18 protein-coding genes are annotated in these 11,583 nt (G+C 66.0%); 7 read left to right on the top strand and 11 right to left on the bottom strand.

The window, feature by feature from the left end:
• Position 1 precedes the first annotated feature (1 nt).
• The 5 genes from AAFM92_13750 to folK all read right to left on the bottom strand — a co-directional run bounded on the left by AAFM92_13750 (position 2) and on the right by folK (position 4,591).
• Complete coding sequence (locus AAFM92_13750) at positions 2–763, bottom strand: pyridoxine 5'-phosphate synthase (GenBank protein MEL7301443.1); 762 nt, start codon at positions 761–763, stop codon at positions 2–4.
• A complete protein-coding gene (locus AAFM92_13745; protein MEL7301442.1) occupies positions 760–1,431 on the bottom strand; it encodes a DUF2062 domain-containing protein in 672 nt (223 codons plus the stop codon). The genes AAFM92_13750 and AAFM92_13745 overlap by 4 nt, the downstream gene beginning before the upstream one ends.
• Before the next feature lie 19 nt (positions 1,432–1,450).
• Positions 1,451–3,610, bottom strand: coding sequence for a bifunctional (p)ppGpp synthetase/guanosine-3',5'-bis(diphosphate) 3'-pyrophosphohydrolase (locus AAFM92_13740; protein MEL7301441.1), 2,160 nt, complete (start codon positions 3,608–3,610; stop codon positions 1,451–1,453).
• A 7-nt stretch (positions 3,611–3,617) separates the two neighbouring features.
• Positions 3,618–3,971: a DNA-directed RNA polymerase subunit omega gene (gene rpoZ, locus AAFM92_13735; GenBank protein MEL7301440.1), complete on the bottom strand. Its 354-nt coding sequence runs from the start codon at positions 3,969–3,971 to the stop codon at positions 3,618–3,620.
• Between the two features lie 71 nt (positions 3,972–4,042).
• Complete coding sequence (gene folK, locus AAFM92_13730; protein MEL7301439.1) at positions 4,043–4,591, bottom strand: 2-amino-4-hydroxy-6-hydroxymethyldihydropteridine diphosphokinase; 549 nt, start codon at positions 4,589–4,591, stop codon at positions 4,043–4,045.
• A 130-nt stretch (positions 4,592–4,721) separates the two neighbouring features.
• Here folK and AAFM92_13725 point away from each other — a divergent pair, with 130 nt between their 5' ends.
• Positions 4,722–5,309 carry an NYN domain-containing protein gene (locus AAFM92_13725; GenBank protein ID MEL7301438.1) on the top strand — a complete coding sequence of 196 codons (588 nt, stop codon included), beginning with the start codon at positions 4,722–4,724 and terminating at the stop codon, positions 5,307–5,309.
• Here AAFM92_13725 and AAFM92_13720 read toward each other — a convergent pair whose 3' ends face one another.
• On the bottom strand, positions 5,310–5,816 hold the full coding sequence (locus AAFM92_13720; GenBank protein ID MEL7301437.1) for a MauE/DoxX family redox-associated membrane protein: 507 nt from the start codon (positions 5,814–5,816) through the stop codon (positions 5,310–5,312).
• 58 nt (positions 5,817–5,874) lie between these two features.
• Between AAFM92_13720 and AAFM92_13715 the strand changes: the two genes are divergently transcribed.
• The 6 genes from AAFM92_13715 to AAFM92_13690 all read left to right on the top strand — a co-directional run bounded on the left by AAFM92_13715 (position 5,875) and on the right by AAFM92_13690 (position 8,738).
• Positions 5,875–6,144 (top strand): metal-sensitive transcriptional regulator, encoded by a 270-nt coding sequence (locus AAFM92_13715; protein MEL7301436.1) that lies wholly within the window; start codon positions 5,875–5,877, stop codon positions 6,142–6,144.
• A gap of 72 nt (positions 6,145–6,216) precedes the next feature.
• Complete coding sequence (locus AAFM92_13710; protein ID MEL7301435.1) at positions 6,217–6,828, top strand: LysE family translocator; 612 nt, start codon at positions 6,217–6,219, stop codon at positions 6,826–6,828.
• 21 nt (positions 6,829–6,849) lie between these two features.
• Positions 6,850–7,308, top strand: coding sequence for a DUF3429 domain-containing protein (locus AAFM92_13705; GenBank protein MEL7301434.1), 459 nt, complete (start codon positions 6,850–6,852; stop codon positions 7,306–7,308).
• Positions 7,305–7,895 (top strand): methyltransferase domain-containing protein, encoded by a 591-nt coding sequence (locus tag AAFM92_13700; protein ID MEL7301433.1) that lies wholly within the window; start codon positions 7,305–7,307, stop codon positions 7,893–7,895. The genes AAFM92_13705 and AAFM92_13700 overlap by 4 nt, the downstream gene beginning before the upstream one ends.
• Positions 7,888–8,340: a ribonuclease HI gene (rnhA, locus tag AAFM92_13695; protein MEL7301432.1), complete on the top strand. Its 453-nt coding sequence runs from the start codon at positions 7,888–7,890 to the stop codon at positions 8,338–8,340. The genes AAFM92_13700 and rnhA overlap by 8 nt, the downstream gene beginning before the upstream one ends.
• Positions 8,337–8,738: an NUDIX domain-containing protein gene (locus AAFM92_13690; protein ID MEL7301431.1), complete on the top strand. Its 402-nt coding sequence runs from the start codon at positions 8,337–8,339 to the stop codon at positions 8,736–8,738. The genes rnhA and AAFM92_13690 overlap by 4 nt, the downstream gene beginning before the upstream one ends.
• Here the strand turns inward: AAFM92_13690 and AAFM92_13685 are convergent.
• The 5 genes from AAFM92_13685 to def (AAFM92_13665) are packed head-to-tail and all read right to left on the bottom strand — an operon-like array spanning position 8,728 to position 11,576.
• A complete protein-coding gene (locus AAFM92_13685; GenBank protein ID MEL7301430.1) occupies positions 8,728–9,216 on the bottom strand; it encodes a DUF4334 domain-containing protein in 489 nt (162 codons plus the stop codon). The two genes, AAFM92_13690 and AAFM92_13685, sit on opposite strands and share 11 nt — an antisense overlap.
• Positions 9,213–10,106 (bottom strand): methionyl-tRNA formyltransferase, encoded by an 894-nt coding sequence (fmt, locus tag AAFM92_13680; GenBank protein MEL7301429.1) that lies wholly within the window; start codon positions 10,104–10,106, stop codon positions 9,213–9,215. Before fmt ends, AAFM92_13685 begins: the two co-directional genes overlap by 4 nt.
• Entirely contained in the window at positions 10,106–10,597 is a 492-nt protein-coding gene (def, locus tag AAFM92_13675) for a peptide deformylase (protein ID MEL7301428.1), read from the bottom strand. The genes fmt and def (AAFM92_13675) overlap by 1 nt, the downstream gene beginning before the upstream one ends.
• Entirely contained in the window at positions 10,594–11,055 is a 462-nt protein-coding gene (gene def / locus AAFM92_13670) for a peptide deformylase (GenBank protein ID MEL7301427.1), read from the bottom strand. Before def (AAFM92_13670) ends, def (AAFM92_13675) begins: the two co-directional genes overlap by 4 nt.
• A complete protein-coding gene (gene def / locus AAFM92_13665; GenBank protein ID MEL7301426.1) occupies positions 11,052–11,576 on the bottom strand; it encodes a peptide deformylase in 525 nt (174 codons plus the stop codon). Before def (AAFM92_13665) ends, def (AAFM92_13670) begins: the two co-directional genes overlap by 4 nt.
• Positions 11,577–11,583: the final 7 nt, after the last annotated feature.

The following is an 11,583-nucleotide window of genomic DNA, read 5'->3' as shown; positions in this document are numbered from 1 at the left end:
ATCAGGCAGCGGCCCCGGTGCGGGCAGCCTCCATGAGGCGGCGCATCTCGAGGATGGCGGGCTTGAGCCCGCGGAAGATCGCCTCTCCAATGAGGTAATGCCCGATATTCAGCTCGCGTACCTCGGGCAGTGCCGCGATCGGGCTCACGCTCTCGTAGCTCAGCCCGTGCCCGGCATGGACCTCGAGCCCGAGAGAATGGGCGAACGTGGACATCTCGGTCAGCGCCTTCAATTCCCGGTCGCGCGTGGTGTCATCGCCCTCGGCGATGGCGTCGCAATAGGCGCCGGTGTGGAGCTCGATCACCTGCGCGCCGATGCGGTGCGCGGCCTCGATCTGGCGCATGTCGGCTGCGATGAAGATCGATACGCGGCAGCCCGCGTCGCGGAGAGGCGCGATGTAATGCGCGAGGCGGTTCTCCTCCCGCGCGACTTCGAGGCCGCCCTCCGTCGTCCGCTCCTCGCGCTTTTCGGGCACGATGCAGACGGCGTGCGGCTTGTGGCGGAGCGCGATCTTCTGCATCTCGTCGGTGGCGGCCATCTCGAAATTGAGCGGCACCGAAAGGACGTCCATGAGCCCCTCGATATCGGCGTCGCTGATATGGCGGCGGTCTTCGCGCAGATGGGCGGTGATGCCGTCGGCGCCGGCCTCTTCGGCGATCTTGGCGGCGCGCAGCGGATCCGGATAGTCGCCCCCGCGCGCGTTCCGCACGGTGGCCACGTGATCGATGTTCACGCCGAGGCGCTGGTAGGGGAGCGTCGTCATCCCGAGCCTTCCTGGTCTTTCAGCTTCTTGTGTACGGCCTTGGATTTGGCCTTCTCTTTGATCTCGGCAAGCTTGGCGCGCATCATGCCCTTGCGCCGGTTCTGGTAGGCGCGGATCACCGGCACAGAGAGATAGTAGCAGACCGTGGCGCAGACCACGCCCGGGACGATCCCGCCGACGAGATAGGGAAAGAAGACGTCGTCCCAGAATTTCAGGAGCCCGTCCCAACGCGCGATCTCGCTCGTGAAGAGCGCCATGAAATTGTGCCAGAGGTCGCCAAAGGCATCGGAGAACTGTCCTCCGAGAGAGCGGTCGATGTCCTCGCGCGGGCGGATGCCCAGCATGAAGTAACCGGTCTGGAGCGCGATGACCCCGATGGGGACGTAGGTCAGCGGATTGCCGAAGAAGGTCGCGAGGAGCGCAGCGATGATATTGGCGCGCATGGCATAGGCCAGCATCACCGAAAAGATGAAGTGGAGGCCGTAGAACGGTGTGAAGGCGGTGAAGACCCCGGCCCAGATGCCGCGCGCGATCTTCTCTGGCGGGTCCGGCAGGCGTCGCAGGCGGAGCTTCACGTATTCAAAGGCGCGCATCCAGCCGCCCTTCGGATAAAGGAAATCCTTCACCCGGCGCCAAAAGCTGAGCTTGTCGCGTCTTTTGAAGACCAAAAGGTCCTCCCCTCCTACGTCAGGACGCTTGTGCCCTATCGGCTCCGGAGGTCAAGCGGGCCGGGTTCCGATATCGGGCAACCTCGGCAACGTTGGCGTCCGCCTCGAGCACGGTCATGACCGTATGCAAATGCACCTGATCACGTAGGTCGATATCGATCACGAGACGATAAAAATCTGGTTTCTTATCGAGAAACGTCAGGTCGCTGATATTGGCGTTCTGCTCGCCGATGAGCGTGCAAATGCGGCCGAGGACGCCGGCATCGTTGGAGATGGTGACCTCGACGCTCACCGTGTTGGAAACCCCGTGCCGCCCTTCCTGCCAGCGGAGGTCTACCCAGCGCTCCGGTTCGTCCTCGTAGAGCTGCATGTTTTCGCAGTCGATCGCATGCACGACCACGCCCTTGCCGCGGTAGGTGATGCCCACGATGCGCTCGCCCGGGACGGGCTGGCAGCAGGGCGCGCGATGGAAGCTCTGGTCGGCATCGAGGCCGAGGACGGCGCGCTTGGGATCGATCTCGGCGCGGGGCTTGGGCGCGAGATCGGGATAGACCGCCTGCACCACCTCGCGGGAGGCGAGCTCGGAGGCGCCCACGCGGGCAAGCATCTCGTCGGCGCTTTCGATGCCGAGCGATTTGGCCGCCGTGCGCAGGGCCTTGAGCGTGGCCGAGCGGCCCACGGCCTCGAAGCTCGTGCGGGTAAGTTCGCGGCCGAGCTTGATGAAGCGCTGCCGGTCCTCCTCGCGCAGTGACCGGCGGATGGCGGATTTGGCGCGACCGGTGGAGGCGATGTCGATCCAGGTGGCCTGCGGGCGCTGGCCTTCGGCGGTGATGATCTCCACGCTCTGCCCGTTCCTGAGCCGGGTCCAGAGCGGGACACGGATTCCGTCGACCTTGGCCGACACTGTCTGGTTGCCGATGCGAGTGTGGACCGCGTAGGCGAAATCGAGCGGTGTGGCGCCCTTGGGAAGGCGGATCACGTCGCCCTTGGGCGTGAAGGCGAAGACCTGGTCGGAGTACATTTCGAGCTTGACCGCTTCGAGGAAATCTTCGTCATCGGCGTCCACATCGAAATGCTCGGAGATGCGCTCCATCCACTGGGTGGGGTCCACGGCAAAGCGGTTTTCCACGCGCTCGCCGTCCCGGTAAGACCACGTCGCCGCCACACCCGACTCGGCCACTTCGTGCATCTCCTGCGTGCGGATCTGCACCTCCACCTTCCGGCCATTGCGGCCTGAAACGGTGGTGTGCACCGACCGGTAGCCGTTCGTCTTCGGTTGGGAGATGTAATCCTTGAAGCGACCGGGCACCGCGCGCCAACGCTGGTGGATGGCGCCCAGCGCACGGTAGCAATCGGCCTCGGACCGCACGATGACGCGGAAGCCGTAGATGTCGGAAAGGCGCGAGAAGCTGAGCTGCTTGGTCTGCATCTTGCGCCAGATCGAATAGGGCTTTTTCGCGCGCCCCGCGACCTCGGCTTCGATCCCCTCCTTCTGCATCTCCGCGCGGATGTCGGCGATGATCTTCGTCATCACGTCGCCTGTCTCTTTCTGGAGCGAGATGAAGCGGCGGATGATGGAATGGCGTCCGTCGGGGTTGAGCACGATGAAGGAGAGATCCTCGAGCTCCTCGCGCATGGACTGCATGCCCATCCGGCCCGCGAGCGGCGCGTAGATATCCATCGTCTCCCGCGCCTTCTGCTGCTGCTTCTCGGGCGGCATGGACTTCATGGTGCGCATGTTGTGGAGACGGTCGGCGAGCTTCACGAGCACCACGCGGATATCTCGGGAAGTCGCCATGAAGAGCTTGCGGAAATTCTCCGCCTGCTTCGTTTCCGTAGAGGAGAGCTGCAGCTGGGTCAGCTTGGTGACACCGTCGACGAGCTCAGCGATCCCGGTGCCGAATTGCTCGGCCACCTGCGTGTAGCTCGCCCGGGTGTCTTCGACGGTGTCATGGAGGAGCGCCGTGACGATGGTCGTGTCGTCGAGCTTCTGCTCGGCGAGGATCTCGGCCACCGCCACGGGATGCGTGAAATAGGGCTCGCCCGAGCGGCGCATCTGCCCCTCGTGCATCTCCTTGCCAAAGGCATAGGCCTTCGCGATGAGCGCCCCGTCGGCGCGGGGGTTGTAGGCGTGGACGCGGTCGAGAAGGGCCTCGGGCCCGGCGAGGTCCAGCGCCATGGCGCTCTTACTTCTGGCCTTGCGCTTCCATCAGCGCGCGCAGGAGCTTCTCGTCGTTGAGGTCATCGTCGGCAGGCTTGTCCTGCTCGGCACCCATGAGGAGCGACATGCTGTCGTCCTCGGGCTCGTCGATCTCGATCTGGGTCTGGTTGGACTCGATCAGGCGTTCGCGGAGCTCTTCGGCGGATTGGGTCTCCTCCGCGATCTCGCGCAGCGACACGACCGGGTTCTTGTCGTTGTCACGGTCCAGCGTCAGCGGCGCGCCAGAGCTGATTTCCCGCGCACGGTGGGCGGCGAGCATGACGAGCTCGAAGCGGTTCGGGACTTTATCGACGCAATCTTCAACGGTGACGCGGGCCATGGGTACTCCAATGCCTGTGAGGTGAGCGGCTGCAATAGGCTGTCAAGTGAAAAAGTGCAAGGGCAAACACCCTAGTCGCCAAGCGGCGTCACGGCCTCGAGATCAGCCGCAGGCAAGGCGTCGCGCATCTCGCGCACACTCTGCCCAAGCACCGGATGCCGCCAGTCGGGCGCGATCTCGGCGAGCGGCACCAGCACGAAAGCGCGGTCCTGCAGTCGGGGGTGGGGGAGAATGAGCCTGTCGGGCGTGCGCGCGATCTGCTCCGACAGCGGCAGCTCACGCCAGGCGGCATGGCTTTCCGGATCGGGCAGGACCGCCACGCCCGCGGCCAGCAGATCAAGATCGAGCACGCGCTGGCCCCAGCGCTCTTCCCGCGCCCTGCCGAACTCCGCCTCGATCGCATGCAGACGCGCCAGCATATCCGCCGTATCGCCCGGTCCGTCTATTTCCGCGGCAGCATTCACGTAATCTGGGCCGTTCCCCGCCGGAAAGGCTGGCGTCGCGAAAAACCTGCTCAATTTCACGAGATCGCAATCATATTGGGCAAAAAAGTTCACCGCTTTGCGCAGCGAAATTTCCGGTGCGCCATAAGAAGATGGGAGGTTTGCGCCCAAGGCCACGAGATAGCGCCGACGTCGGGGCACGTGATTCTTGGCTTGTGACACTTAGAATAATCCTAAATTATGGTTCAGCGCTGCGGACGGACCCCCACTCACCGTCCTCTCACAGGCGCGATAGGAAGGACACATCATGTTTTATCGGGACGAACGGCTCGCGCTGTTCATCGATGGGTCGAACCTTTACGCGGCCGCCAAGGCACTTGGTTTTGACATCGACTACAAACTTCTGCGGCAGGAATTCATGCGCCGCGGCAAACTCCTGCGCGCCTTTTATTACACGGCGCTGCTGGAAAACGACGAATACTCTCCCATTCGACCGCTGGTGGATTGGCTGCATTACAATGGCTTTTCCATGGTCACCAAACCGGCCAAGGAATACACCGACAGCCAAGGCCGCCGGAAGGTCAAGGGCAACATGGATATCGAGCTCACGGTCGATGCCATGGAGCTTGCGCCGCACATCGATCACATCGTGCTCTTCTCCGGGGACGGGGATTTCCGTCCGCTGATCGAGGCGCTGCAGCGGCGGGGCGTGCGGGTGAGCGTGGTCTCCACCATCCGCTCCTCTCCCCCCATGATCGCCGATGAACTGCGCCGGCAGGCGGACAACTTCATCGAGCTCGACGAGCTGAAGGATGTCATCGGGCGCCCGCCGCGTGAGCCGCGGGACGAGCCGCGTGTCGAACGCCGCGTGGAAGCGAATTCCGAAGAAGAGTGATCAGGCGGCGAGGCCTGCCAGCATCAGGCCCGCCATCGCCACCATGGAGAGATCCTCCGTCAGCGTGACGGTGGAGAGCGGCACCGACAGGATCGATCCCATGCAGGGACAATCGATGTCGAGCCCCCGGCGAAGTGCCGAGATGACCCCGAGGGTCCCGAAACCGAAGACCACAACGGTCGCCCATTGAACCGCAGTGGGCGACACGCCGCTCAGGTAAGCGAGCCCCAGCCCAAGCTCGATGAACGGATAGACGAGCGCGTAGTTCGGCACCCGCCGCGCGAGCAGGTCATACATCTTGAAGCCGCGGCGGAAGCCCTTCAGGTCAAAGATCTTGAGCAGTGCGAAGATGATGAGGAAGACGCCCATGAATGCGGGCATCCACGCCATCCCCTGCGCCGCGAGAGCAGCGCCCGCGAGTACCGAGACCCCCACCAGCGCGATGAGCGGCCAGTAATCAGCGATGCTTTTCCCGCGCCCGTCCTGGCGCACGTGGTAGGTTGCCATGGTGACCTCATCTGGATACTATATACCCCTATAGGGTATACGAGTGAGAGGCACAAGGATGCAGGGCAACAAGGACGCGGCGCTCGGGCGCCTCAAGCGGATCGAAGGGCAGGTCCGCGGCATTTCCAAGATGATCGAGGAGGAGCGCTATTGCGTGGACGTGCTGCTGCAGACGGCCGCCATCCGCGCAGCCATGAAGGGCGTCGAGAAGCTGATCCTCGAGGATCACGCCGCCCATTGCGTGGAAGACGCCATCCAGAGCGGCGATCCGGGCGAACAACGGGCGAAGTTCTCCGAGCTCATCGAGATCCTGCAAACGCAACGCTGAACCTAAGCATCAACGCTATTCATTGGCGCGCTGCTGCGCGCTGTGCTTGAGTGCGGGCAAAGGAGCCTCCCCATGTCCGTGCAATTCCTCATCACCGCCTTCGTCGTCGTCATCGCCCCGGGCACGGGCGTGATCTACACGCTAGCGGTGGGGCTTGGGCGCGGCGCCCGGTCGGCGAGCTGGGCTGCGCTGGGCTGCACCTTCGGGATCGTCCCGCATCTCCTCGCCGCGGCGCTCGGGCTGGCAGCCCTCCTGCACGCGTCTGCGCTGGCCTTCCAGATCGTGAAGTTCGCAGGCGTGGCCTACCTCCTCTACCTCGCCTGGCAGGCGCTGAGGGCAGGCGGCGCGCTCTCCATCGAGGCCGATCCCCGCCCCGAGCATCCCTGGCGCATCGCGCGCCGCGGCGCGCTCATCAACATCCTCAATCCCAAGCTCTCGATCTTCTTTCTCGCGCTGCTGCCGCCGTTCCTGTCGGGCAATCCGGCCACGGCGACGCTCGAGATGGCCACGTTGGGCGGGGTCTTCATGGCCATGACCTACGCGGTCTTCCTGCTCTATGGCGCCTTTGCCGCGCGAGTGCGGACCTTCATCCTCGGCTCCGAGCGTGTCCTGACCTGGCTCAACCGCTCCTTTGCCGGTGTCTTCGCGCTCCTCGCGGGGCGACTGGCCATGGAACGCGCCTGAGGCTGCGCTATACCCCGGCCCATGACTGTACCACGTTCTGCCCTCCTGCTCGGCCTGGCCGGGGTGTTGCCCTTCCTCTGGGGCGCACTGACGACGCTTCTCCCGGAGCTCGGGGCCGCGGTGCTGCCCTATCTCAACCCGCGCCTGATCGGCCCGTTCGTACAGCTCTGGTATGGCACGATCATCCTGAGCTTCATGTCTGGCGTGCTCTGGGGCTTTGCGACGAAAGCCGAGGACTGGCAGGGCTGGGGCTACGCGCTCTCCACGCTGCCCGCGCTCTTCTGCTTCTTCTTCGTGGGGCGCGGGGCTGACAATTCGGCGGACATGCTCATCGTGGGGTTTTCGGGGCTGCTCGCGCTCGACTACCTCTTTTATCGCCGGGGGCTCACGCCCGACTGGTGGATGCAGCTGCGCCTGCTTCTGACGGCGCTTGTCATCGCTTCGCTCACGGCGGGATTGCTGGCCGGGGTCCTGGGATGAGCGACGACGAGACCCTCGCCGCCTACGCGACCCGCGTGGCTGAATACGAAGCGCTGGTGAAGCCCGAACCCGCCGCCTCGCTCATCGCCTTCGCCGACGCGCTGCCCGAAGGCGGGCGCGTGCTCGATCTCGGCTGCGGGCCGGGGCACGCGGCGCGCTATCTGGCCGGGCGCGGATTCGAGACCCACGCCTGGGACGCGAGCCCGGAGATGATCGCCGCCGCCGAGGCACCGGGCGTCGCCGCCCGCGTGGCCACGTTCGACGCCCTGAAAGAAGCCAGCGGCTTCGACGGTGTCTTCGCTTCCTTCTCCCTCCTCCACGCGCCTCGAGCAGAATTCGCCGGACATATCGCGGCCATCGCCGCGGCGCTGACGGCCAGAGGCGTGCTCCATCTCGGCATGAAACTCGGCACTGGCGAGAAGCGGGACGGGATTGGCCGCTTCTACAGCTATTTCAGCCGCGAAGAGCTGCTCACTGCTCTTGAAGACGCGGGCTTCGAGGCGGTGTGGGAGCACGAGGGCGAGGAGGCAGGTCTCGCCGGCGACGTCTCCCCCTTCATCCTGATCCGGGCGGTGAAGCGTGGCTGAGCTCTTCGCGTACACGGACGGCGCCTGCAGCGGAAACCCGGGGCCCGGCGGCTGGGGCGTGCTACTCATCGCGCGCGACGGCGAGAGAGAGGTGAAGCGCCGCGAGCTTTCGGGCGGGGAGGCAGAGACCACCAACAACCGCATGGAGCTCATGGCCGCGATCACCGCGCTCGAGACGCTGGAGCGCGCCACCAAGCTGACGCTCGTGACGGATTCCTCCTACGTGAAAGACGGCATCAATTCCTGGATTCACGGCTGGAAGGCGCGGGGCTGGAAGACCGCCGCGAAAAAGCCGGTGAAGAACGTGGAGCTTTGGCAGCGGCTCGATGCCGCCCGCGCGCGCCACGACGTGACCTGGGAATGGGTGAAGGGCCATGCAGGCCACCCGGAGAATGAACGCGCCGACGAGCTGGCCCGCGCAGGCATGGCGCCCTTCAAGCCATGATCGGGAAGGTCGCCCCCCTCGTCCTGCATCCGGCGGGCGATCCCCTGCGCCTCCTGGCCTTCACCCATCCCGTGACGGGCGCGCAGATCGTGAAAGGCACAATCGAGGACGGCGAGCACCCGACGCGGGCGGCGGCGCGCGAGCTCTGGGAGGAAAGCGGGCTGCAGGCGATCTGGGCCCTCGAACTGACCGTGCGGGACGACATCTGGCCCGGCGAGCGCTGGCATTTCATCCTCACCCGCGTCCGCGGGCCGGTGCCGGAGCTTTTCCAGCACGTCTGCGCGGACGATGGCGGGCATCTCTTCAAGTTCTGGTGGCACGACCTCGCGGAGCCCGGGCCCTTCGAGCCTCCCTTCGATGCCGTGCTGACGGCCGCCCGCGACGCGCTCAGCGGGTGAGTTTGAAGAAATAGGGCTGCGCCATGCCCTTGAAATCCATCCAGCCGAGACGCTCGTCCTCGCCGATCTTGGCGAAGACGTCGTTGATGGGCTGCGCGTCATAACACATGGCCGCGTGATCGCGCCCCCGAAAGCGCAGCGTGCGGAGCCGTGCGCGCGGCTTCGACGTAAAGAAAAGCGGCGCGAGGAGCGGGAAGGTGAGCCTGAGCAGCGCGTCGCGGGCGGGGAGGCCCGTGATGAGCCGGAGTGGCAGAAAGCGCGGGTTGAGCGAGCGCGCGCCCCAGAGCGGGACGGCGTGGATCAAGGGATGCACGGCATCGGGACCGTCAAAGCGCTTCCCCTGCCAGTATGACGCGGCGAGGAGACCGTCCATGGGATGCCCGGTGGGCACCTCCTCCCCACGCCAGCTCCCGTGCATCTCGCCCTCGGTGGCGGGCGGGAGGCTGTCGAACCAGGCGATGGCCTCTTCGGGTGTCATGTCAGGCGATCAGGCAACGCCGCGCCGCGCAGGAAATCCTCCGCACTCGTCGCGCGCTTCCCCGCCTTTTGCAGCTCCAGGATCTGGATAGCGCCGTCACCACAAGCCACTGTCAAGCCATCGAGCAACTGCCCTGGTGCCCCCTGCCCCGCGGCGAGCCGCGAGCGAAGGAGCTTCACCCGCGCCCCATCCAGCTCGCACCACGCGCCCGGGAAAGGCGAGAGGCCCCGGATATGCGCGTCCACCTCCGCGGCGGGGCGGGTCCAGTCCACGCGGGCTTCGTTCTTGGCGATCTTCTCGGCGTAGGTGACACCGTCCTCCGGCTGCGCTTCCGGCTCCAGTGGGAGCTGGGCAAGCCCCTCGATGATGAGCCGCGCGCCAATGGCCGAGAGCCGGTCGTGGAGGTCGCCCGTCGTCTCCTCCGCGCCGATGGGCGTGGTCTCGCGCAGGAGCACGGGGCCGGTATCGAGCCCCGCCTCCATCTGCATGATGCAGATGCCCGTCTCCGCGTCGCCCGCCATCACGGCCCGGTGAATAGGCGCGGCCCCGCGCCAGCGCGGCAGAAGCGAGGCGTGGATGTTGAGGCAGCCGAGGCGCGGCGCGTCGAGCACCGCCTGCGGCAGGATGAGCCCGTAGGCCACCACGACGGCGATATCGGCCTCGAGCGCAGAGAACTCCGCCTGCGCATCTTCGCTGCGCAGCGAAACAGGGTGCCGGACGGGGAGGCCCAAAGCCTCCGCCCGGGTCTGGACAGGCGTGGGGCGGTCCTTCTTGCCCCGCCCTGCTGGCCGCGGCGGCTGGCAATAGACGCAGGCGATCTCGTGATCCGCCGCCAGCGCCTCGAGCACCGGGACAGAGAAATCGGGCGAGCCCATGAAGACCACGCGCATCAGCGGCGCCCCGCCTTGCGCAGCAGCATGTCGCGCTTCACGCGGCTCAGATTGTCGAAATACATGCGCCCGTTGAGGTGGTCGATCTGGTGCTGCGCGGAGCGGCCCCATTGCAGCACGAGCTCCTGCCTGTCCCAGACGCCCTGCTCGTTCAGATACCGCACGGTGACGGCGCGGGGGCGCTTCACCTTGGCCGAGACGCCGGGGAGGTTGGGCGAGGCTTCCTCGCCCATGACCTCCTCCACGGAGGCATGCAGCACCTCCGGGTTGGCCATCCGGATCGCCTTGCCCCGCTCCCGGCTGGCATCGACGACGGCGAGGCGGAGGCCCACGCCGATCTGCGGCGCGGCGAGGCCGATCCCGGGCATCGCCTCCATCGTGTCGATCATGTCCGCCCAGATCGCTTGGATCTCCTCGGTGATCTCCTCCACTGGCGCGGCGGGCGTGCGCAGGCTCTTGTGCGGCCAGGGCAGGCAGGGGCGGACGCTCACGCGGGCGCCTCGGGATGATCGAGGATCGTCTTGCCCTCGAGATGGTCCAATTCATGCTGCACGCAGGCCGCCTCGAAGCCCGTAAAGGTACCCTCGTGGGGTATCCCGTGCTCGTCCTGCCAGGCCAAGGTGACCTCCGCCGGGCGCGAAACGCGGCGGGGCGTGTCGGGGATGGAGAGGCAGCCCTCCTCGTGGGTGGCAAGCGCGGTGGTGTGATCGGTGATGACGGGATTGACGAAGACCCGGGGCGCAGGCGCGCCCTCCTTCCAGCCCGCATCCATCACGAAGACACGCCGCGTCTGCCCGATCTGCACGGCTGCGAGGCCCCGGCCCGGCGCATCGTACATCGTGTCGAAGAGATCCCGCACGAGGCCGGCCAGATCCTCGTCGAAGGCGCGCACGAGCGCGGATGCCTCCGCGAGCAGCGGATCGGGGTGCAACACCAGCGGCCGGATCACGAGGCGCGGGCCTTCTCGCGCTTCAGCTTCTGCATCTTGCGCGTGATCATCTGGCGCTTGAGCGGGCCGAGATAGTCGATGAAGAGCTTGCCATCGAGGTGGTCGATCTCGTGCTGGACGCAGGTGGCCCAGAGCCCGTCGAAGTGTTCTGTATGGGTCTCCCCATCGAGGCCCAGCCATCGGACATCCACCTCCGCCGGGCGCTCGACATCGGCGTATTGCTCGGGGATGGAGAGGCAGCCCTCTTCGTAGGTCGTCATCTCCTCGGACGTGGCAATGACCTCCGGGTTCAGGAGCACCATGGGGCGCGGATCGGCGCCCTCCTCCTTGACGCAATCCATCGTTATCATACGCACGCTCACCCCCACCTGCGGCGCGGCGAGCCCGATGCCGGGTGCGTCGTACATCGTCTCGAGCATGTCCTCGGCGAGCACACGCAGCTTGTCCGTGATCTCGCTCACGGGCTCGGCCACTTTCTTCAGTCGCGGGTCGGGATGGATCAGGATCGGACGGATGCTCATGGGCTGC

This window comes from Pseudomonadota bacterium (assembly GCA_038533575.1).
Classification (GTDB): domain Bacteria; phylum Pseudomonadota; class Alphaproteobacteria; order Rhodobacterales; family Rhodobacteraceae; genus Shimia_B.
Note: the sequence above shows the minus strand (reverse complement) of the source record. Positions and strands in the feature narration are given on the sequence as shown.

What these genes read in the sequence shown, in the direction of transcription:
- rpoZ (MEL7301440.1), bottom strand. Translation starts at nt 3,971, where the DNA reads ATGGCCCGCGTCACCGTTGAAGATTGCGTCGATAAAGTCCCGAACCGC.
- def (MEL7301426.1), bottom strand. Translation starts at nt 11,576, where the DNA reads ATGAGCATCCGTCCGATCCTGATCCATCCCGACCCGCGACTGAAGAAA.
- AAFM92_13685 (MEL7301430.1), bottom strand. Translation starts at nt 9,216, where the DNA reads ATGACACCCGAAGAGGCCATCGCCTGGTTCGACAGCCTCCCGCCCGCC.
- AAFM92_13715 (MEL7301436.1), top strand. Translation starts at nt 5,875, where the DNA reads ATGCAGGGCAACAAGGACGCGGCGCTCGGGCGCCTCAAGCGGATCGAA.
- AAFM92_13740 (MEL7301441.1), bottom strand. Translation starts at nt 3,610, where the DNA reads ATGGCGCTGGACCTCGCCGGGCCCGAGGCCCTTCTCGACCGCGTCCAC.
- fmt (MEL7301429.1), bottom strand. Translation starts at nt 10,106, where the DNA reads ATGCGCGTGGTCTTCATGGGCTCGCCCGATTTCTCTGTCCCGGTGCTC.
- AAFM92_13710 (MEL7301435.1), top strand. Translation starts at nt 6,217, where the DNA reads ATGTCCGTGCAATTCCTCATCACCGCCTTCGTCGTCGTCATCGCCCCG.
- AAFM92_13705 (MEL7301434.1), top strand. Translation starts at nt 6,850, where the DNA reads ATGACTGTACCACGTTCTGCCCTCCTGCTCGGCCTGGCCGGGGTGTTG.
- AAFM92_13690 (MEL7301431.1), top strand. Translation starts at nt 8,337, where the DNA reads ATGATCGGGAAGGTCGCCCCCCTCGTCCTGCATCCGGCGGGCGATCCC.
- AAFM92_13720 (MEL7301437.1), bottom strand. Translation starts at nt 5,816, where the DNA reads ATGGCAACCTACCACGTGCGCCAGGACGGGCGCGGGAAAAGCATCGCT.
- AAFM92_13700 (MEL7301433.1), top strand. Translation starts at nt 7,305, where the DNA reads ATGAGCGACGACGAGACCCTCGCCGCCTACGCGACCCGCGTGGCTGAA.
- AAFM92_13750 (MEL7301443.1), bottom strand. Translation starts at nt 763, where the DNA reads ATGACGACGCTCCCCTACCAGCGCCTCGGCGTGAACATCGATCACGTG.
- AAFM92_13725 (MEL7301438.1), top strand. Translation starts at nt 4,722, where the DNA reads ATGTTTTATCGGGACGAACGGCTCGCGCTGTTCATCGATGGGTCGAAC.